This is a genomic window from Nitratireductor sp. L15S-10 (assembly GCF_045011005.1).
Classification (GTDB): domain Bacteria; phylum Pseudomonadota; class Alphaproteobacteria; order Rhizobiales; family Rhizobiaceae; genus Nitratireductor.
Genome location: NZ_CP120676.1, coordinates 59835 through 79580, shown reverse-complemented (window position 1 = coordinate 79580; position 19746 = coordinate 59835). Strand labels below are relative to the sequence as shown.

At 61.2% G+C, this 19746-nt stretch carries 18 protein-coding genes; 9 read left to right on the top strand and 9 right to left on the bottom strand.

Annotated features, from left to right (window positions below; translation table 11 throughout):
• Nucleotides 1–108: 108 nt before the first annotated feature.
• The 7 genes from P2W41_RS19690 to P2W41_RS19660 all read left to right on the top strand — a co-directional run bounded on the left by P2W41_RS19690 (nucleotide 109) and on the right by P2W41_RS19660 (nucleotide 7363).
• Complete coding sequence (locus tag P2W41_RS19690) at nucleotides 109–1002, top strand: helix-turn-helix domain-containing protein (RefSeq protein WP_404935237.1); 894 nt, start codon at nucleotides 109–111, stop codon at nucleotides 1000–1002.
• 156 nt (nucleotides 1003–1158) lie between these two features.
• The gene (locus P2W41_RS19685; protein ID WP_404935236.1) at nucleotides 1159–1989 is read left to right on the top strand and encodes a phosphodiesterase; all 831 of its coding nucleotides are present in this window, start codon (nucleotides 1159–1161) and stop codon (nucleotides 1987–1989) included.
• Between the two features lie 127 nt (nucleotides 1990–2116).
• A complete protein-coding gene (locus P2W41_RS19680) occupies nucleotides 2117–3445 on the top strand; it encodes an extracellular solute-binding protein (protein WP_404935235.1) in 1329 nt (442 codons plus the stop codon).
• An 82-nt stretch (nucleotides 3446–3527) separates the two neighbouring features.
• Nucleotides 3528–4412, top strand: a complete 885-nt coding sequence (locus P2W41_RS19675; RefSeq protein WP_404935234.1) for an ABC transporter permease subunit — start codon at nucleotides 3528–3530, stop codon at nucleotides 4410–4412.
• A gap of 10 nt (nucleotides 4413–4422) precedes the next feature.
• Nucleotides 4423–5340, top strand: coding sequence for an ABC transporter permease subunit (locus tag P2W41_RS19670; protein WP_336071191.1), 918 nt, complete (start codon nucleotides 4423–4425; stop codon nucleotides 5338–5340).
• Between the two features lie 20 nt (nucleotides 5341–5360).
• Entirely contained in the window at nucleotides 5361–6509 is a 1149-nt protein-coding gene (locus P2W41_RS19665) for an ABC transporter ATP-binding protein (RefSeq protein WP_404935233.1), read from the top strand.
• Entirely contained in the window at nucleotides 6506–7363 is an 858-nt protein-coding gene (locus tag P2W41_RS19660) for an endonuclease/exonuclease/phosphatase family protein (RefSeq protein ID WP_404935232.1), read from the top strand. The genes P2W41_RS19665 and P2W41_RS19660 overlap by 4 nt, the downstream gene beginning before the upstream one ends.
• 24 nt (nucleotides 7364–7387) lie before the next feature.
• Here the strand turns inward: P2W41_RS19660 and P2W41_RS19655 are convergent, their stop codons facing one another.
• From P2W41_RS19655 to deoC, 7 genes are all read right to left on the bottom strand, one after another.
• Complete coding sequence (locus P2W41_RS19655) at nucleotides 7388–8134, bottom strand: ABC transporter ATP-binding protein (RefSeq protein WP_404935231.1); 747 nt, start codon at nucleotides 8132–8134, stop codon at nucleotides 7388–7390.
• Nucleotides 8131–8937: an ATP-binding cassette domain-containing protein gene (locus P2W41_RS19650; protein WP_404935230.1), complete on the bottom strand. Its 807-nt coding sequence runs from the start codon at nucleotides 8935–8937 to the stop codon at nucleotides 8131–8133. Before P2W41_RS19650 ends, P2W41_RS19655 begins: the two co-directional genes overlap by 4 nt.
• Nucleotides 8934–9785 carry an ABC transporter permease gene (locus tag P2W41_RS19645; RefSeq protein ID WP_404935229.1) on the bottom strand — a complete coding sequence of 284 codons (852 nt, stop codon included), beginning with the start codon at nucleotides 9783–9785 and terminating at the stop codon, nucleotides 8934–8936. Before P2W41_RS19645 ends, P2W41_RS19650 begins: the two co-directional genes overlap by 4 nt.
• Complete coding sequence (locus tag P2W41_RS19640) at nucleotides 9782–10732, bottom strand: ABC transporter permease (protein WP_404935296.1); 951 nt, start codon at nucleotides 10730–10732, stop codon at nucleotides 9782–9784. Before P2W41_RS19640 ends, P2W41_RS19645 begins: the two co-directional genes overlap by 4 nt.
• Before the next feature lie 73 nt (nucleotides 10733–10805).
• Nucleotides 10806–12320: an ABC transporter substrate-binding protein gene (locus P2W41_RS19635; protein ID WP_404935228.1), complete on the bottom strand. Its 1515-nt coding sequence runs from the start codon at nucleotides 12318–12320 to the stop codon at nucleotides 10806–10808.
• Between the two features lie 212 nt (nucleotides 12321–12532).
• Entirely contained in the window at nucleotides 12533–14929 is a 2397-nt protein-coding gene (locus tag P2W41_RS19630; protein ID WP_404935227.1) for an aldehyde dehydrogenase family protein, read from the bottom strand.
• Between the two features lie 11 nt (nucleotides 14930–14940).
• Nucleotides 14941–15900 (bottom strand): deoxyribose-phosphate aldolase, encoded by a 960-nt coding sequence (gene deoC / locus P2W41_RS19625; protein ID WP_404935226.1) that lies wholly within the window; start codon nucleotides 15898–15900, stop codon nucleotides 14941–14943.
• 230 nt (nucleotides 15901–16130) lie between these two features.
• Here deoC and P2W41_RS19620 point away from each other — a divergent pair, with 230 nt between their 5' ends.
• Nucleotides 16131–16637 carry an RNA polymerase sigma factor gene (locus tag P2W41_RS19620; protein WP_404935225.1) on the top strand — a complete coding sequence of 169 codons (507 nt, stop codon included), beginning with the start codon at nucleotides 16131–16133 and terminating at the stop codon, nucleotides 16635–16637.
• Nucleotides 16634–17404: a hypothetical protein gene (locus P2W41_RS19615; RefSeq protein WP_404935224.1), complete on the top strand. Its 771-nt coding sequence runs from the start codon at nucleotides 16634–16636 to the stop codon at nucleotides 17402–17404. Before P2W41_RS19620 ends, P2W41_RS19615 begins: the two co-directional genes overlap by 4 nt.
• Before the next feature lie 119 nt (nucleotides 17405–17523).
• Here the strand turns inward: P2W41_RS19615 and P2W41_RS19610 are convergent, their stop codons facing one another.
• Together P2W41_RS19610 and P2W41_RS19605 are read right to left on the bottom strand one after the other, a co-directional pair.
• Nucleotides 17524–18264 (bottom strand): c-type cytochrome, encoded by a 741-nt coding sequence (locus P2W41_RS19610; protein ID WP_404935223.1) that lies wholly within the window; start codon nucleotides 18262–18264, stop codon nucleotides 17524–17526.
• A gap of 86 nt (nucleotides 18265–18350) precedes the next feature.
• Complete coding sequence (locus P2W41_RS19605) at nucleotides 18351–19631, bottom strand: sulfite oxidase (RefSeq protein ID WP_404935222.1); 1281 nt, start codon at nucleotides 19629–19631, stop codon at nucleotides 18351–18353.
• Between the last annotated feature and the right edge of the window lie 115 nt (nucleotides 19632–19746).

Sequence of the window (19746 nt, the reverse complement as noted above, 5' to 3'; positions counted from 1 at the left end):
TGAATTTGAGCAGATGCGTTGACAAGCCGGCACAGCTCACCCGATAACGGAAGGCACGGGAACTTGCGAGAAAAAAGCGTGTCACAAAACAGCGCGTCTCAGGGCGACTTGATCAGATTCAGCGACATTGGCGCCCGCCTGCGTGCTTACCGGCTCGGCAGAGGGCTCGCACCTGACGAACTGGCCGAAAAGCTGGGCATCTCGCGCGCTGCGCTCTATCGCGCGGAAAAAGGCGAAATCCGCAAGATCGAGATGTTGACCAGCATCGCTGACGTTCTGGGCGTCTCGCTACCCAGTCTCATGGGTGTTGGCGTAGAGTATGTGTCTAGCGCCATCGCCTTTTTCGAGCGCATGCGGCAACTCGAAGACGATTGCCAGCAGGTGATCGGTCTGTTCAGCCCGGTCTCTTATCTTCTGACCTCGGATGCCTACGACGATGCCCTGCAAGAGGTGCTGCGTGAATCTGTTCCGGCGGAGGTCGATCCCGACGACAGCGCAGGAGAGGTGGTCGATGCGCTGATCGACATTCTGCGCGCGCGCAAGAAGGCCTTTCGTCTGCGCCGACCGCTAATCGTGAGCCTCATCGCCTCGGCCGATCTGGAGGGATTTCTGCTGCACGGGCTGATCGGCCGGCACGACCTGCCCCCGGATGTCGTTGACAAACGCCGCCTGCAGGCCCGCCGTGAAGCGGAATACATCCTATCCATGCTGCGCGAGCAGCCCATCGGTATTCAGATCGGCATCGTGCGCGAGCCTGTTCCTGCAACCAGTTTTCAGATCTTCCGCCAGCAGGACCGTTCGGTTCTGGCGATCAGCCCGTTCCGGCTCGGGGAGCAACCAAATATCCGTGTTGGTGTGGCACTTATCACCTCGGCGCCCGAAGCCATGACCCTGCATGAAGACATCGCCGAACGCCTGTGGGGCGATGCCCTGAAGGGTGACGAAGCGGCCAGCTATCTCGAGACCATGATCGAGAAATACGCCATCAAACCGGAAGCGTGACACTCGCTTCAGCCGCACCCGACACTGCATTGTAATACTGCCGCAACAAATCTGTCAGCCGCCCGACACAGGGCGATGTTACCCGCTGTCCAACGGCCATCAGGCCCGGATAATCACACAAGCGACAGCGGGGCAGTCATGCTGAAATTCATCGTCATGAGCGACATCCATCTTTCTCCGGAGGGGGTCGCCACAAACGGGCTGGACACGACCAGGCGCCTTCAGGCCGCCATCGACAGCGCCAACATCAACCACGGCGATGCGGATTTCTGCATTTTCGCTGGTGACCTCGCCGACCGCGGCGAGGTGCCCGCTTATGAGATACTCGACCGGATGATCGACCAGCTCAAGATGCCGGTCGTGCTCACGCTCGGAAATCACGATCACCGTGATCGTTTCAAGCAGGTGTTCGGCACCCTGCACGACGATGAAAACGGTCATATCCAGAAGGCCATAGACGCCAAGGGCTACCGCGTCATCGTCATCGATACCTCGGAGCCGGAAATTGTCAGCGGCGTGCTTTGCGAAACGCGCCTTTCATGGCTCGCCGCGCGCCTTGAAGAAGCGAAGGATCGGCCTGTCATCATCGTCATGCATCACCATGCAAACGATCTCCACATGCCCGTGGACCAGATCAAGCTGCAGCAATCGGAACGGTTTCTCGACGTTTTGAAGGCACATCCCGACATTCGTCAGGTGATTGCCGGACATGTGCACCGGCAGACGACAGGCTTGTGGCATGGCATCCCGCTGACCACGATCTCCGGCAACCATTATGACGTCAACGCCCATTTGCCGGGCATGCCGGGTGAGCCATTGCGCCTCGATGGTCCAGCTCAGTACGCCGTGGTTCTGGCGGACGAGCACAGCACGCTCGTGCATTTCCATGACTACATTCATCGCCACGCGGAAATGGCCGACGGCCTGTTCGGCAAGCGCCGCAGACATGTGGAAGACGGTGCTGAACGCGAAAAAGTGGCCGGCTAATAAGATAGCCGGGCACTGTCAAATAAGTTTCATTGTGCGGTCACCCGACTGTCAAGGCGCACCGATAGGCCAAGGCGCGACCGGTGCTGATGCCGGTGACCGCTTCTTTCCATCTGAGGGAACCAAGATGCAAAAGACACTCATCGCAAGCACGCTCGCGTTGTTAGCACTGACAACATCCGCCATGGCCGAGAAGGTGAAGTTTGAATACTGGTACGGTCTGACCGGACAGCTCGGTGACCAGGTTCAGGCCACCTGCGATCGTTTCAACGCCTCGCAGGACAAATACGAGATCAGCTGTGTCAGCCAGGGTGACTATGCCACGGCCCTGCAGAACACCATCGCCGCCTTCCGCGCCAAAAAGCACCCGACCATTGTGCAGGGTGTCGAGGTTTCCGCACCCGACCTGATGCTCTCCGGTCAGGTTTATCCGGCTTACAAGCTGATGGAAGACCACGGCATCGACATCGACTGGGACTCCTATTTCCCGGGCATCGCCAACTATTATGCGGATTCGCAGGGTCGCCTCTGGTCCATGCCGTTCAACTCCTCAACGGCAATGATGTACTGGAACGTCGACGCCTACAAATCCATCGGCCGCGACGAGGCGCCGAAGACCTGGGAAGAGTATGAGCAGGTTCTCCGCGAGCTGAAGGAATCTGGCAGCGCATGCCCCTCCGGTTACGCGCCATCCTCATGGGTGGATCTGGAGCAGTTTTCCATGGTTCATGGCGAGCCGATCGCCACGAAGAACAATGGCTATGACGGTCTCGACGCCGAAGTGGTGTTCAACACCACGCTTCACGCCAAGCACATGAAAGACATCAAGCGCTGGATCGACGAGGGGCTTCTGGTCATCAAGACCCGCGAAACCGGTCTCTCTACCCGCGATGCCTTCGCCGCCGGCGAGTGCGCGCATTACTTCGGCTCCATCGCGAGCCACCAGGCCGTGACCGAGCAGGTCGGCGAGGGCTTCCTCTGGGACGTGGCCATGCTGCCGGTCTATGAGGGCACGGAGCGCAAGAACTCGGTTGTAGGCGGTGCATCGCTCTGGACGCTGTCCGGCAAGACCGATGAGCAGTATCGCGGCGCTGCCGAGTATTTCAAATTCCTCGCCAAGCCCGAATCCGCCGAGTTCTGGAGCACGGTGACAGGCTATATTCCGGTGACCGATGAAGGCTTCGACTACCTGGTCAAGAAAGGCTTTTACGACGAACGCCCCTACAAGGGCCGCGAGAAAGCCATTGAATCGCTAACCTATTCGCCGGTCACTCCACTGACCCGCGGTATCCGCCTCGGCAGCTTCGTGCAGATCCGCGCCGAGTGGACCTCACAGATGCAGGCTGTTCTGAGCGGCCAGAAGTCCCCGCAGGAGGCACTGGACGATGCCGTTGAGCGCTCCAACGCGATGCTGCGCAAATTCGAGCGCACCTACGCGGGCAAGACGCTCCCCTGACACAGGCCAGATCCGGCGCGCCACGGCTCGATGAGCCGTGGCGCTTCCTTTTCCGCCTGTCTCCGCAACCCCCGGAACGTCCATGCAAAAGCGCGCTTATTTCAAGGCCAACTGGCTGGCCTATCTCTTCATCGCCCCCCAGTTGCTGATCATCTTCGTGTTCTTCTACTGGCCGGCATCACAGGCCATGTATTGGGCCTTCACTCTTGAGCAGCCCTTCGGCGGCGGCAATCAATGGGTCGGGCTCGACAATTTCAAGGCCGTGTTCTCCGACGAAACCTACTGGGCCTCGATCTCGCGCAGCATCGTCTTCGCCGTGCTTTCGACCGGGCTTGCCATGTCAATCGCGCTGGTGCTGGCGCTTTTCGCCGACCGGCAGTTGCGCGGCTATCGCTTCTTCCGCGTCGGCATGATCTGGCCCTATGCCATCGCCGCTCCTGCCGCCGCGCTCGCGTTCCGCTTTCTCTTCAATCCGCAATCCGGCGTCTTTGCCTATCTGAACACGCTGTCGCCCGGCCTGTGGAACCCGGCGCTCTCCGGTGTCGACGCCATGACGGCGATCATCATCACCCAGGCATGGAAACAGGTCTCTTACTCCTTCATCTTCTTCCTTGCAGGTCTCCAGTCCATTCCGCGCTCGCTGATCGAGGCAGGATCCATGGACGGCGCGCGAGTGATGCGCCGCATGCTCGACCTGCAGCTTCCGCTCCTCGCGCCGACCATCTTCTTCCTGCTGGTCATCAACATGACGGATTCCTTCACGGACTCCTTCGGCATCGTCGACATTCTGACCGAGGGCGGCCCCGCAAGGGCAACCGAGCTCATGGTCTACAAGATCTATGTCGATGGCTTTCAGGGGCTCGATTATTCCGGTGCCGCGGCCCAATCGCTGGTGCTCATGGGGCTCGTCATCCTCATGACCTTCTTCCAGTTCCGCTTCATCGAACGCCGCGTGCACTACACGTGAGGAGCAAGCCATGATCGAACGCACCCCCCTCCTCAATATCCTCACGCATGTAATCCTCATCGCCGGCGCCCTGCTTCTGATCATTCCGATCTGGCTCGCATTCGTTGCCGCCACGCTGACCGTGGCCGAGGTCAACTCACCCAATGTGCACTACCTGCCGGGCGGCGAATTATGGAACAACCTCACCGCCGCATGGACCCGCGCAGAATTCGGCGTGAAGTTCATGAATTCGATGATCGTCGCCATCGCCGTCGTGATCGGCAAGGTGATCATCTCGGCCATCAGCGCCTTCTCCATCGTGTTCTTCAACTACCGCCTGCGCATGGTGTTTTTCTGGGTCATCTTCATCACGCTGATGCTGCCCCTGGAAGTGCGCATCGTGCCCACCTACTCGGTGGCCGCCAACGCGCTCTACCCGTTCCAGACCATCCTCGACGCAACGGGCATAAGCTGGCTCATCGCGCAGATCTCCGGTGTGGAGCTCTCGCTCGAATGGAACATGCTGAACTCCTACACCGGTCTGATCCTGCCGCTGGTGGCGACGGCGACCGGCACATTCCTCTACCGCCAGTTCTTCCTCACCATTCCCGACGAACTGGTGGAAGCGGCCAAGATGGACGGCTCCGGCCCGTTCCGCTTCTTCATCGAGGTTCTGCTGCCGCTGTCGCGCACCAACATCGCGGCTCTTGCCACCATCATGTTTGTCTATGCGTGGAACCAGTATCTGTGGCCGCTGCTGATCATCACCGACCGGGCCAACTACTCCACGGTGGTGATGGAGCTGCGCCGTCTCATCCCCGGCCCCGACGCCATTGCCGACTGGAACGTCGCCATGGCCGGAACACTCATCGTCATGCTGCCGCCGCTGCTCGTCGTTGTCCTGATGCAACGCTGGTTCGTGCGCGGCCTCATCAGCACCGAAAAATAGTCTGGAGAAAGGCTGTCGTCATGGCCGATATCAACATTCGCAAAGTCGAGAAATTCTACGGCAAGAACCAGGTCGTCCACGGTGTCGACCTCGACATTCACGATGGCGAGTTCATCGTCATTCTCGGCCCTTCGGGCTGCGGGAAGTCCACGCTTCTGCGCATGATCGCCGGGCTTGAGGAAATCAGCGCAGGCGAGATCGCCATCGAAAACACGGTGGTCAACAGGCTGGAACCGCGTGAGCGCGGTTGCGCCATGGTGTTCCAGAATTACGCGCTCTACCCGCACATGACCGTGGCACAGAACATCGGCTATGCCCTGAAGGTTGCCGGCATGCGCAAGGCCGAACGCATGCAGAAGGTGGAAGCCACGGCAAAAAGCCTCGGTCTCGACCAGCTTCTCGACCGCAAGCCGGCGCAGCTGTCGGGCGGCCAGCGCCAGCGCGTTGCCATGGGCCGCGCCATCGTGCGCGAGCCGAAAGTGTTCCTGTTCGACGAGCCGCTTTCCAACCTCGACGCCAAGCTGCGCGTGCAGATGCGTCTTGAAATCCGCCGCCTGCACCGCGCGCTGAAGGCCACCTCCGTCTTCGTGACGCATGATCAGGTGGAAGCCATGTCGCTCGCAGACCGTCTTGTGGTGATGAACGGGGGCCGGATCGAGCAGGTCGGCACGCCCGAAGAGGTCTACCACGCGCCTGCCAGCGTCTATGTCGGCGGTTTCATCGGCTCGCCGGCCATGAATTTCCTGCCCTGCGGCGTGTCCGAAGACGGAACCTTCGCCGTGATCGACAACACCAGCTTCCGTCTTTCGATAGATCCCAACATCGGCAGGAGCATCGCCGGCCAGTCGGTGATCGTGGGCCTGCGCCCCGAGGATCTGAAGATCGTGCCGGAAGCCAACGACCCGCACCTTCTGACCGTCGCCTTCGATTTCTCCGAAGAACAGGGCAGCGGCCGGCTCATGCACGGCCGTCTCGCCGGGCGCGATTTCGTGCTCCATTCCGCCGGGCGCAGTCATCCGAAGCCGGGCACACCCTGCTCGCTTTCGATTGCGCCTGAAAGCGTGCATCTCTTCGACCCCTCGACCGAAAAACGCATCGTGGCGGCAGCCGGACGTGCCGACAAACCCGCCGCAGTCAGCCAACCCCATTTTGCCGGAGCCATTCAATGAAGCTCGTCAGCTACAACATCCAGTATTCCAAAGGTAAGGACGAGCAGTTCAACCTCGACCGCATCGTCTCGGAACTCGAGGGCGCGGACCTGATCGCGCTGCAGGAAGTGGAAACCCACTTCCCGCGCACCGGCCTCGTCCATCAGGCGCAGGAGATCGGCGCACGCCTGCCCGATTATCACTGGGTCTATGGTCCCGGCATCGACATCGACGCCTCGATCGTCGCCGATGACGGCACGGTCACGCATCGCCGGCGGCAGGTCGGCAACATGGTGCTTTCGCGCTGGCCGATCCTCTCCTCCATGAACCATCTTCTGCCCAAGATGGCGCTGACGAACCAGTATCACCAGCAGCGCGCAATGATTGAAACGGTGATCGTGACGGACGCCGGCCCGCTGCGCTTCTGCTCGGTCCATTTCGATCATATCGGCCCGCAGACGCGGCTGCCGCAGGTGCATCATGCGATGGACCTGCTCCTCAACGCCTCCCATCGTGGTTCGGCATGGGGCGGAAAGATCGCGGGCGACTGGTATGAAATCCCGCCGCCGCCCGTGCCCGAAAGCACCATCGCAATGGGCGATTTCAATTTCACGCCCGACAGCGAGGAATATGCGTTGCTGATCGGCGACCGATCCGAGAAGCATGGTCGCCTCGTGCAGGACGGCGGCTTCACCGATGCATGGGTGGCTGCCGGCAATGACGAGGACGAAGGCGTGAGCTTCATCAGTTCGGGCGTGCGCATCGACCATTGCGTGGTGAGCAGCAGCATGGCCGCGAGCGTCAGGCGCGCATGGATCGACATGGACGCGCAGGGGTCCGACCATCAGCCGCTATGGGTCGAAATCGACGATTAAAGTCAGGATTGGCGGGTGCCGGTCTCAGGTCGGCATCCGCGGCACGCTGGCAAGCAGCTTTTGCGTATAGGGGTGTTTTGGATTTGCCAGAATCTCGGCAGTCCTGCCGCTTTCGACCACCCGCCCGTTCTCAAGAATGACGATCTCCTCGCAAAGCGCCGCGACAACCGCCAGATCGTGCGAAACGAGCAGGATCGTCATCTCTTCCGAAAGCGCCTTGAGAAGATCGACGATGCGCGCCCGCGTCGAGAGATCCAGCGCGCTCACCGCCTCATCGGCAAGGATGAGTTGCGGCCGCGCGACGATGGCGCGCGCGATGGCGATGCGCTGGCGCTGACCGCCGGAAAACTCATGCGGATAGCGGTCGATGGCGTCTGCCGGCAGACCCACATCGTGGATCGCCCTTTCAATCGCCTCCTGATGCGAGCCCGGGATACGCAGCGCCCGCAATGGCTCGGCGATGATCGATTGCACCTTCTGGCGCGGGTCGAGCGAGGAATAGGGATCCTGGAAAACCGCCTGAACCGCCTTGCGATAATCGCGCATGAAGGCGCGATTGCCGGGGTTGAGCTCGGTGTCGCCGAACTGAATCTGTCCGCCAGTCGGACGCGCCAGCCCGAGCAGAAGCTTCAGGATGGTTGATTTTCCGGAGCCGGATTCACCCACCAGGCCGACATTCACGCCAGCCTGAAGGCTGAACGAGACATCGTGCAGCACCTGCTGTTTGCGTGAATAGCCGAAGGAGACGTTCTCGAGTGAAATAAGGCTCATCGTGCAGGCCCCAGCGCCTTGTCGAACGCGGTCGCCGCGCCGACCAGCGCCTTCGTGTATTCGTGTTTCGGCTCATCGAACACGGCGTGAACCTCACCCCGTTCGATGACCTCTCCGCGCCGCAGCACGACGACAGTCTCCGTCACGCGCGCCACCACGGGCAGATCGTGACTGATGAAGAGAAGCGCCATGCCCTCTTCCCGCACCAGACCGGACAGAAGATCAAGGATTTCCACCTGTGTGGTCACGTCAAGTGCCGTGGTGGGTTCGTCCGCGATCAGCAGTTTGGGGCGGCAGGCGAGCGCCATGGCAATGGCCACGCGTTGACGCTGTCCACCGGAAATCTCGTAAGGATAGGACTTCACGATCCGGTCGATGTCCGGCAGGGAAACACGCTCGAGCAGCGACCGCACCTCGCGGGCGACGGCTGCGCGATCAACCGTTTCGCCCGCGCGACGGTGCCGGCGGATGACCGGCTCTGCAACCTGCCGGCCCACCTTCATCAAGGGGTTGAGCGCGGTGAGCGGCTCCTGAAACACGGTGGCCGCCGCCGCACCACGCAGGGCGATCATCGCGCTTTCGGATGCTCCCACCACCTCGTGGCCGTCGAGCCGGATGGAGCCCTCGACCCGGAAGCCAGGCGGCAGGAGGCCGATGGCGGCAAGTGCGGAAAGCGACTTGCCGGAACCGGATTCGCCGATCAGGCCAAGCCGTTCACCGGGCGAGATGGAAAACGACACGTCGGAAACCAGCGTCTGACCGCCGGTGGACAGCGTCAGGCCGCGAATATCGAGAAGGCTCATCGCCGGCCCCTCCGGGTCGGATCGCCAGCATCGCGCAGTCCATCGGCCAGCAGGTTCATGCCGATCACCAGCGTGACCAGCGCGATGCCCGGCGCAATGGCCCCGAAGGGCGCGGTGTAGACGGTGCCCTGCGCCTCCTGCAGCAGGCGTCCCCACGAGGCGTTGGGCGGCGGTGCGCCAAGACCGAGATAGGAGAGCGAAGCCTCTGCGATGACCGCGAGGCCGAACTGCAACGCGAAATTCACCGCCAGCATCGGCCAGATGTTGGGCAGGAGATGACGGAAGACGATGCTCGGCCAGGAGGCTCCCGCCGTGCGCGCCGCGGTGATGTAATCCATCGACAGGATGCGCTTGGCGAGAATGCGGGTCAGCCGCGCGACGATGGCCGAAATGGCGATGCCCAGCGCCAGCGTGGCCGAAAACAGGCTGGCGCTCTCGGTGGCGGCGACCACCAGCATTGCCAGAAGCAGCGTTGGGAAAGCGATCAGAATGTCGAAGGCGGCTGCCAGAATGTCATCGAGATAACGTGTGGCGAAGGCCGACAGAACGCCAAGCGTGACGCCGATTGTCGCCGCGATGGCCACCGCACCGAAGCCGACGATCAGCGCGATGCGCGAGCCGATCATGATCTGCGTGAAGAGATCGCGCCCGAGACGATCCGTGCCGGCCCAGTGGGCAAGCGACGGCGCTTCAAGCCGCCCGCCGGCCATGCCCGTGGGGTCGTAGGGCGTCCACACCAGCGTCAGCAGCGCGACCGCCACATGCAGGCCGACGAGAACAAGCCCCACGGTGAGCGTGAGCGAGCCACGCCTCGACGCCATCGTGACCGTTTCAACCTGTCCGCTCATGACCGCGCTCCCCGGCTTTCCCGCAGTCTCGGATCGACCAGCCGCTGGCCGAGATCGGCCAGGAAGCCGATCAACAGAACGAGCAGCGTGGAGATGAAGAGTACGCCCTGAATGTTGGGGAAATCGCGCTGTTCAATGGCAAGCAGCAGCATGGAGCCAAGCCCCGGCAGGTTGAACACCCGCTCGACCACCACCGCACCAAGCAGCGCCGTGGCAAGCTCGATGCCGAGGATGGACATGACCGGCACCGCGCCGTTGCGGATGCCGTGGCGCACCAGCGCTTCGGAGAAGCCTGCGCCAAGCGCCCGCGCCGTGCGCAGATAGTCGCTTCCAAGCACATCCTGTGTCGCCGAGCGCACATAGCGCAGAAGCGAGGCGGACATCACGATGGCGATGGTGAGGATCGGCAGAAACAGCGTGCGCAGCGCCTCGACCGGCGTTTCCCAGCCGCGCGGCGGAAAGCCGCCGGAAGGAAAGAGCCGCAGATTGACGGCAAACAGCGTAACGAAAAGAATGCCCACCCAGAAGACGGGGATGGCGATGCCTAGCTGCGAGACGACCGAGATGGCTGCGCCATACCAGCGGTCAGCCTTGACCGCCGAGAGGATGCCGAGCGGCACGGCGATCACCAGCGCCAGCAGGAACGACAGCACGGTCAGCGGCAGCGTGACTGCCAGACGGTCCATGATCTCGGGCAGAACCGGCGTGCGGCTAACGAAAGACGTGCCGAGATCGAAACGCGCCAGGCTGGTGATGAACTGGATGAATTGCTGGGCAAGCGGCAGATCGGAACCGACCTGCCGCCGCGCTGCTGCGATCTGCGCTTCGTCGGCGCCGACCGAGATCAGCGCGTTGGCGGGATCTCCAGGCAGGAGCCTGAGCAATATGAACAGAACGACACAGGCCGCCAGGAGCGAGAAGAACAGAATGGCGAGCCGCCGGGCGATATAAACGAGGATCGGAACCTCCCTCAGGACAATTCCACCAAGTGTGGAACCGTATGGCTGCTCGCCGGATCGGTTACTGAGCCTGCTTGACGATATCGTATGCGAAGAACTGCGAGTTCAGGCCGTTGACCGGATACCCGCTGACCGACGCGGTCGATACCACAATCTGCGGATAGAGATAAAGCCATCCGCTGGCAGCATCCTCGGCGATGATGCGGTTTGCCTGCGTGAGCTTTTCATCACGCTCGGTTTCGGTGCTGCTGGCTTCCGCAGAGGCAATCAGCTCGACCACTTCCGGGTTGTTGTAGCCCCAGTAGAAATTGGGATTGCCGTAGAACACGATGTCGCGGTGGTTCACATGCTCCTGCAGTGTCGCCTGGAAATCATGCGCCTGATAGATCTTCGTGTACCACTCATTGGCCGTAATGATATTGATCTCCACTGTGATGCCGACCTTGGCCAGTTCGTTCTGCAGGAACTGGGCGACGATCGGATGCGGATCGTAGTTCGGCGTGTCGAGCGTGAAAGTGAAACCATCCGCATAGCCCGCTTCCGCCAGCAGCGCCCTGGCGCTTTCCGGGTCGTAAGGGTCCACGTCGTTCAGATCCACATACCACGGGTCCGTTGGCGGTACGAAGGAGCCGATCAGCGTGCCGTAATCGCCCCAGATGGAATTCAACAGACGCTCGCGGTCAATGGCACGGGCAACGGCCTTGCGCACCTTCACATTGTCGAAGGGGGCGACGCGGTCGTTATAGGCGAGCACTTCCTTGGTGGTGGACTGGCCATCGGTCACCACAAAGGAAGGATTGTCCTGAAACTGCATCAGGGAATCGGGGCTCTGCACGCTGGTGATGATGTCCACCGCATTGGTCAGAAGCGCGTTGTTGAGGGCGGTCGCCTCCTTGAAATAGGAGAAGGTCACGCCGCCATTCTTCGGCTTCTCGCCCCAGTAGTTTTCATAGGGCGACAGCGTGATGCTGGAGCCCCGACGCCAGTTGTCGAGCTTGTAGGGGCCGGTGCCGTCCTCGCTGGAGGTGAGATCCTCGGCGGCATCGTTGACGATCCACACATAGGTCAGATTGTAAGGCAGCGAGATGGAGCGCTCCTTGAGGGTGACCACAACCGTGTTGTCGTCCTTTGCCTCCACGCGCTCGATGTTCGCCAGGCTGCGCTTGCGCGAGCTCTGCGAGGTCTCGGCTGTGACGCGCTCGATGCTGTGTTTCACATCGGCCGCCGTCAGCGGGTCACCCGAGTGGAAGGTGACATCCGGCTGCAGGGTGAAGGTGTAGGTGAGCCCGTCCTCGCTCATTTCGAAATCGGAGACGAGCTTTTCCACCACGTCGCCATCGTCGGTGAGCTGAAACAGCCCTTCATAGACATTGCCGTTGAAGGCTTCGTTGATGCCCTGCCCGGCGCCTGCCGTGTTGTCGAGGTTTTGCGGCTCGTAGAGCGAACCGATACGAATGACGGCGGAAGGGTCTGCGTTGTCCTGCGCCATGGCGCCGGTCGCGCCAACAATGGCGAAAGCCACACTTATCGTCAGGCTGCGGAAACCCAGGCCCGTCTCTTTCAGGGATGCTCTCATCTTGCTTGTCCTTTGCGTATTCCACCCCGCGCGGCCATGAACCCGAGGCCATGAACCCGCAGTTTCGTGGCTAATCTAACCGGCAAACACGGTGACTGCGAGACATTTGAATCCCACAATGAGCAAAATGTTCGCACCGGATCGGCAAATCTGCGGGGCCGGTGCGAATTTTATTCCTTCAGAACGCCGCTTGGTAGAACGTAAGGCGCGCGTCACGCGCCGTAGGGAACCCAGATGTTCTTCACCTGAACGGCGCGGCGCAGATAGTCGCGTCCGCGGCCTTCGGCATCATCGAGCCAGTTCGGCATGCGCCCATTGTTGACCCAGGTCGACTTCAGGTTCCCGGCCGATGCCTTCTCGATCATGGCGCTTCCTTCCGCCGAGCCGAAATACCAGAGCGCGGCCACCTCGTCGTGCTCGGCAAGCGTCTTCACCAGAAGATCGCGCTCGCCGGTGACGATGTTCACGACGCCACCCGGCACATCGGACGTGTCGAGCACCTGATAGAAATCGCCGGCAATCAAGGGGTGACGCGCAGACGGCACCACCACAACCCGGTTGCCCATGGCTATGGCCGGCAACACCAGCGAAACCAGCGACAGAAGCGGGGCCTCGTCCGGGCAGGCAATGCCCATCACGCCAAAGGGTTCGTTCATGGCAAGCGTCACATGGCGCGACTGGGTGGAGTGAACCGCGCCGTCGAACTTGTCGGCCTGCGCGGCGTAATAAAAGATGCGGCGCAATGCCGTATCGAATTCCTCGGTCGCCTTCTTCGCGCTCATGCCTGTGCTCTCGCACAGAAGCGCTTGCATGCCTTCGCGCCGCGCCTCCAGATTTTCACCCAGATAGTAGAGCACCTGCGCACGGTTGTGGCCTGTCGCACCGCCCCAGCCGGCGGCCTTGGAAGCCGCCTCGACCGCGTTGCGAATGTCCTTGCGATTGCCGATGCCGGCCTGCCCGATCAGCACACCGCCCTTGCCGGCAACAGAATAGACATAGCCGCCATCGGGCCGTGCCTGCTTGCCGCCGATATAGTTCTTCATCGTCCGGTCGATGCCCTCGACCAGAACCTTGCCCTCACCCGCCGGAGACGCGGAGGGGATGAAAACTTCCGATGCCCTGGGAGCGGAGAGCTTCTTCTCCCAGTCGGCGGCGAGATATTCGTAAAGCCCCTCGCGCGCGCCCTCGCGGCCGAAACCGCTCTCGCGATAGCCGCCGAACCCTGCGCCCGCATCGAGCATGTTGGTGCAGTTGATCCAGACCACGCCGGCTTTCACGCGCGCGGCGAGATCCAGCGCCACATTGATGTTTTCCGACCAGACGGAGGCGGCCAGCCCGTAGCGGCTGTTGTTGGCGAGTGCTGCGGCCTCGTCCGGAGTACGGAAGGTCATGGAGGCGGCGATCGGGCCAAATATCTCCACCTGGCAGACGGTCGCGGCAGGCTCGACATCGGTGAAGAAACCGGGTGCAATATAATTGCCCTTTTCAGGCAGCGGGGCCGAAGCCTGCCAGAGCTGCCCGCCTTCCTCGACACCCTTTGCCACCAGCGCGGAAATCCGCTCCACCTGAAGCGGCGAAACGATAGCACCCACATCGGTGGATTTGTCGAGCGGGTCGCCGACGCGCAGCGTTTCAAGACGCGCCTTCAGCCTGGCATGAAAGCGTTCGGCGATGCCTTCCTGCACGATCAGCCGCGAGCCGGCGCAGCACACTTCGCCCTGGTTGAACCAGATCGCATCCACCACGCCCTCGACAGCCGCATCGATATCGGCGTCCTCGAACACGATGAACGGCGACTTGCCGCCCAGCTCCAGCGAGAGCTTCTTGCCGGAACCGGCGATCTGTTCTCGGATGACGCGGCCCACCTGCGTGGAACCGGTGAACGCCACCTTGTCGACGCCCTCATGGCCGCAGATGGCGGCACCCGTTTCGCCATCGCCCTGAACGATGTTCACCACACCGGCGGGCAATCCCACCTCATGGCAAATCTCCGCAAAGGCGACAGCCGTCAGCGGCGTCAGGTCGGCGGGTTTCAGCACCACCGTGTTGCCGGCGGCCAGCGCCGGCGCGATCTTCCATGCGAGCATCAATAGCGGGAAATTCCACGGGATCACCTGCCCGCACACACCCACGGGCGAGAAGCCACGAAACTCGTCCTCCACCATCTCGGCCCAGCCGGCGTGATGATAGAAGTGGCGGGCGACCAGCGGAATGTCGATGTCGCGCGTCTCGCGCACCGGCTTGCCATTGTCCATGGTTTCCAGCACCGCCAGAAATCGCGAGCGCTTCTGCACATGGCGGGCAATGGCGTAGAGGTATTTCGCGCGTTCATGGCCGGAGAGCTTCGACCATTTGCCGAAGGCTGCACGCGCCGCTTTCACGGCGGCGTCCACATCCTCTGCCGTGCCGCAGGCGATCTCAGCCAGCTGCGAACCATCCGACGGATTGGAGACAGCAATCTGGCGCGCGCCCTTCGGTTTGACAAAGCGCCCATCGATGAAATGGCCGAAGGAGCGGCCATGGGTGTCGAGCCACGCAACAACATCGCCATTGGCTTCTGGAGAGGGGCCGTATTCCATGGTGCTCAGAATATCCTTGATGGAAGACATGTCTTTGATCCTCATGCGACCGCGTGACGGTTGGCGCTTGAATAGCGGCCGGTCACGAAGTGCTCCAATTGCCTTTCGATGTCGCCCAGAAGCGAGCTCGCGCCGATGCGGAACAGGTCCGGCTCCAGCCAGCGATTGCCCAATTCCTCTTTCATGAGCGTGAGCCAGGCGAGAGCATCCTTGGCCGTCTTGAGGCCGCCCGCCGGCTTGAACCCGACGATCTGACCCGAATATTCGCGATAGTCGCGCAGCGCCCGCACCATGGTCAGGCTCACCGGCAGTGTGGCGTTCACGCCTTCCTTGCCGGTCGACGTCTTGATGAAATCCGATCCCGCCTGCATGGCGACCATCGAAGCGCGGTAGACATTGGTGAGCGTACTCAGATCGCCGGTCGCCAGAATGGCCTTCATATGCGCCGCGCCACAGGCCTCGCGCATGGCGGCAATCTCGTCATAAAGCGCGCTCCAGTTCTGGGTCAGCACATGCTCTCGCGTGATGACGATGTCGATCTCATGCGCGCCCTCTTCCACCGCATAGCGGATTTCGGCAAGCCGCAGCGGCAGTGGCATCAGACCGGCGGGAAACCCGGTTGCCACCGATGCAACGGGAATGTTGCTGCCTTCCAGCGCCTTGACCGCATGGCCGACCATGGTCGGATAGACACAGACGGCGCCGGTCGTGATGCCGGCATCGGCAAGGCCCAGAGCTTCAAGAATATCCTCGCGCACAGGGCGCTGCGCCTTGGCGCAGAGCCGGCGAACACGGCCCGGCGTGTCATCGCCGGCAAGCGTGGTGAGGTCGATACAGGTGATGGCCTTTACAAGCCATGCCGCCTGATAGGCTTTCTTGACCGACCGTCGCGCGGCCAGAGTGCCCGCCCGGCGTTCGGCCGCCGTGCGGTTGACGGACACGTCCTCGAACCATTCGGGTTTGAGTTGCGTGCCGGTATTTCGGGCAAGAGCGTCGATCATTGCAGCGTCCGTGGTTTCGGAATCACCCGCAGAGCGGGCACCCGATCAATATGTTACGATAGAAACATTATGTTTGGATCGTTTCATAATATTCACCACCCTGTCAACCCACCTCACCTTGCCACAAACAGAAGCACGGGTTTAGTTTGCAAAGAAGACACCTTCGGATCGCGACACTCATTCCACGCCGCGAACGGACCCGGAGATCAGGGGAACGCGGCCAGCAGAAAATGGGCGACATTTCGCAGATCGAACTGCTTCTTCCAGAGCTACGCGCCTATGCGCGCTCGATCTGCGGGCCCGCAGAAAGCGCGGACGACCTTGTCCAGGATGCTGTTGAACGCGCCTTGCGTCACGAAACACGCCCTGCACGCGTGGAAGAGTTACGCCCCTGGATGTTTCGCGTCATCCGCAACCTGCAATATGACGAACTCAGAAAAAGACGTGTGCGCCGTGAATATATCGCAGTGCAAAAACGTCTTATGGATGAGAGTGACGGAACAGGCAGCCACGGTCGCGACGTTTTGATCCGTCTCGCATTCGAAAAATTGCCGCCCGAGATTCGGGAGGTGCTGTTTCTGATCGATATAATGGGCTTCAAATATGCAGAAGCGGCGGAGGTGATGAGCGTGCCAATCGGTACGGTCATGAGCCGCGTCAGCAGAGCTCGCAGGGAACTTTTGCGTCGCGTGAATGGCGACGGACAGAATGAAGAGCAGACAAAGCAGACCCCATGAACAAAATAACGGAAGAGGACTTCATCAAAGTCAACGAATTTCACGACGGCGAAATGACCGAGGGCCGTGCAGCTTTCGCGCACCGTCTCGAAACCGAGCCGGAACTGAAAGCCATGCTGGCCGAAATCCGTGAAGTCTCCACCAGCCTGAAAGCCCTGAAGCCGCAGCCTGTAACGCATCCATCCGCCCGAAACGACGATCGCGGTTCGGCACGCAGGTTTGCACGCTCATGGGGTGCACGCTCATGGGGGATGTGGTGGGCCGGGCCGGCCCTGGCGGCTTCCATAGCGCTTGCCGTCGCCATCGCTTACCCGTTCCATCGCCCGGACACGCGCACGTCAGAAGGCCCTCTCGCCGTTCACGAGACTTTCACCGCGCAGGAATTTGTCTCACAGGAAGGCGTTTTCCAAACCGTTTCAGGCGAACAGCTCGCGGCGTTTCCCGATCTTTCCGCGGCCAATCTCACGCTTGTGGCTGTCAGAAAAGTGCCGAGTGGCATGGCGGCCCACTTCGCAGGGCGCGAGGGTTGCCGGCTGACAGTCTTTTCGAGTGAAGACCCCCTGACAGAGCCGGCTTCGGCCCCTGAGCTACAAAGCGCGGCATGGGAAGTGCCAAATCGCCGCTATCGTATCGTTGCCACCGGCATGGATGCGGGAAAGTTTGCCGCGATAACTGCCTATCTGGAGCAGGCAACACGCAAAATGGCAAAGCCCCACACCGTGATCGCCCTGAAGGACGCAACGGCGCGGGCCACATCCTGCGGGTAGCGCAAACCATTGCACCGCTTCATCCAGGGCGGGTGAAGCGGTCGTAGGGCCCTGTTCCATTTGTTCGTTTTTCCGCAATGATGCGGAAGTCAGGCGAGTCCGACTGACTACAAAATCCCCTAGTTTTGACTGGGGAAGTTGGGGCGGTCCTCATTATAATGCGTCGCCAGATAGTCGAGTATCTCGGTGCGGTCCGGCTCCGGAATATCGTCCATGCCCTGCTCGTCGACCATCCATTCAAGCATCTCGTCCCAGCCCTCACGGGTGAGTCCCTGCTGCGCGACAATCATCTCCGAATGGCAGGCCGTGCAGGCATAAAAGGTTGTATCGACCCCCGGCGCGACCTTCAGAAGCCCGAAATCACCTTCGATCTCCTGAGCGTCCCCCTTCACGGGTTCCGCGCTCGCTGTCTGCTCGGCCGGGGCGGCCTCTTCCACTGCGGCTCCAGATTGAACGGGCGTTTCGGAGAACGTGCCTAGATAAGCGATCAGGTTGACGCGATCCTCTTCCTTCTTCAGGCCGGCAAACGCCATTTTGGTGCCCTTCACCTCCGCGCGCGGCTGAAGCAGATAGGCGTCCAGCCTTTCCATCGTCCACTCCCCGCCATAGGCCTTCATCGCCGGTGAGTAGGCATAGCCCTCGACCTGCGCAACCGGCTTTCCGACGATGCCGTAGAGATTGGGGCCGACCTTGTTCTTTCCACCTTTCTCGATCGTGTGGCATGCAACGCAGCGTTTGAAGAGTTTCTCACCCTTTGCGATATCAGCATCGGCCAGCCTGGCCTGAACATCCGCCGATGCGGGTGCAGTGGCAAGAAGAGCAAATGCGACGAGGCCCAGCCGAACGCGAGCAAAGTTCATTCTTCAGATCTCCATGGAAATTTGTGCGTGAAGCGGCACTCCGCCGCCTCACGGTTTCAGGACGTTTAGCGCCGGGCGCTGTACAATCAGCTGGCGCGCACACCCACCCGGTGCATGGTGTTGTTCAGATACCCCTTGGGGTTCCAGGCGATCGCGAAAGGCTGCATGTCGCCTTCGCTGTCCGTCGCCCGCGCCCAGATTTCATAGTAGCCGGCCTGCGGGAATTTTACCTTGGTGCGCCAGTTCTGCCACGCACCGTCATTGGCCGGATCGTCCAGTTCCACTGTCTGCCAGGTCGTGCCGAAATCAATGGAAATGTCGAGCTTGGTGATGGAACGATCGCCCGACCATGCATGACCGCGCACATCCGTTTCCATGCCGATGTCAGAACCGTTGGCCGGGAAGGTGACCAGCGATTTCACCGGCATGCGCTCGATGATGACAAAGTCCTCCTCCGGAACGTCCTGACCGGGCGCCACCGGGTAGGCAGGCACGCGATAGGAGGTGCCGGTCATCTTGGGGCCGTCGTGTACCTGGTCGCGCAGTTCGATCCGCGTCAGCCATTTCTGGGCGGTTGAGGCCGGCCAGCCCGGCACCACGAGGCGCAGCGGCGCACCATTCATCGGGTGCAGTGCCTCGCCATTCATCTCGAAGGCGATGAGAATATTGTCGGTCATGGCCTTTTCGATGGGCAGGCCACGCGAAATCGGCAGCTTGTCTGGGTTACCCGAAAGATGGCCGTCTGCGCCGTAATGGGCAGTGTAAACGACGTTCGACTGAACGCCCGCCTTTTCGAGCACATCTTTAAGACGAACACCCGTCCATTCCGAGCAGGCAACGGCGCCATAGGTCCACTGATTGCCCTTCGCTGGCGGGTTAAAGGCGCTGCGGCCATTGCCGCCGCATTCCAGTGTCAATTGCAGCGTCACCACTTCAAACTGATCGCGCAGATCGGCGATGGAAAGCTTCAGCTCGTTGTCGACGAAGCCGTCGATTGTCAGCGTCCAGCTCTCCGGATCCACATCCTGCGGGGGGATGCCGTTGTTGCGAATGAAATGCCGGCTTGTGGGCGTCACTGCATCATCAAGAAGTTCTGCCGGCGTCTCGGCGTTGACCGGACGATCGTTGAGAAGCGTGAGTCCGTCCTTTCCGGCCAGCACGTCGCTGTCCTGGGCGAACGCAGCTGGCACCAGTCCTGCAGGCATGTTGCGGTGAAACGGTATCGAGGCTCCGACCATCGCTGCCATGGTGGCAAGACCGGTGTTCTTCAAGAAGTTGCGGCGCCCTGAATGAACCACACCGACTGTTTTCTCTTCGGCAGGCTCTGCCTCGTTGTGAGCTCTGGTCGTTTCGGCAATGCGCGTCATGTGGTTCCTCCCTCTGCGCTGGCAAAAATGGTTGGCTGACACGCCTGACGGCATGCTTCAGCTAAGAGACGTGCGAGGCAGGAAAATTATTCCATCATTTTGCGAGGATTTCGGT

Bases quoted from the DNA above. Each gene is read 5' to 3' on its own strand.
- P2W41_RS19680 (WP_404935235.1), top strand. From the start codon at position 2,117: ATGCAAAAGACACTCATCGCAAGCACGCTCGCGTTGTTAGCACTGACA.
- P2W41_RS19635 (WP_404935228.1), bottom strand. From the start codon at position 12,320: ATGAGAGCATCCCTGAAAGAGACGGGCCTGGGTTTCCGCAGCCTGACG.
- P2W41_RS19660 (WP_404935232.1), top strand. From the start codon at position 6,506: ATGAAGCTCGTCAGCTACAACATCCAGTATTCCAAAGGTAAGGACGAG.
- P2W41_RS19685 (WP_404935236.1), top strand. From the start codon at position 1,159: ATGAGCGACATCCATCTTTCTCCGGAGGGGGTCGCCACAAACGGGCTG.
- P2W41_RS19615 (WP_404935224.1), top strand. From the start codon at position 16,634: ATGAACAAAATAACGGAAGAGGACTTCATCAAAGTCAACGAATTTCAC.
- P2W41_RS19620 (WP_404935225.1), top strand. From the start codon at position 16,131: ATGGGCGACATTTCGCAGATCGAACTGCTTCTTCCAGAGCTACGCGCC.
- P2W41_RS19675 (WP_404935234.1), top strand. From the start codon at position 3,528: ATGCAAAAGCGCGCTTATTTCAAGGCCAACTGGCTGGCCTATCTCTTC.
- P2W41_RS19665 (WP_404935233.1), top strand. From the start codon at position 5,361: ATGGCCGATATCAACATTCGCAAAGTCGAGAAATTCTACGGCAAGAAC.
- P2W41_RS19605 (WP_404935222.1), bottom strand. From the start codon at position 19,631: ATGACGCGCATTGCCGAAACGACCAGAGCTCACAACGAGGCAGAGCCT.
- P2W41_RS19630 (WP_404935227.1), bottom strand. From the start codon at position 14,929: ATGTCTTCCATCAAGGATATTCTGAGCACCATGGAATACGGCCCCTCT.
- P2W41_RS19655 (WP_404935231.1), bottom strand. From the start codon at position 8,134: ATGAGCCTTATTTCACTCGAGAACGTCTCCTTCGGCTATTCACGCAAA.
- P2W41_RS19610 (WP_404935223.1), bottom strand. From the start codon at position 18,264: ATGAACTTTGCTCGCGTTCGGCTGGGCCTCGTCGCATTTGCTCTTCTT.
- P2W41_RS19645 (WP_404935229.1), bottom strand. From the start codon at position 9,785: ATGAGCGGACAGGTTGAAACGGTCACGATGGCGTCGAGGCGTGGCTCG.
- deoC (WP_404935226.1), bottom strand. From the start codon at position 15,900: ATGATCGACGCTCTTGCCCGAAATACCGGCACGCAACTCAAACCCGAA.
- P2W41_RS19670 (WP_336071191.1), top strand. From the start codon at position 4,423: ATGATCGAACGCACCCCCCTCCTCAATATCCTCACGCATGTAATCCTC.
- P2W41_RS19650 (WP_404935230.1), bottom strand. From the start codon at position 8,937: ATGAGCCTTCTCGATATTCGCGGCCTGACGCTGTCCACCGGCGGTCAG.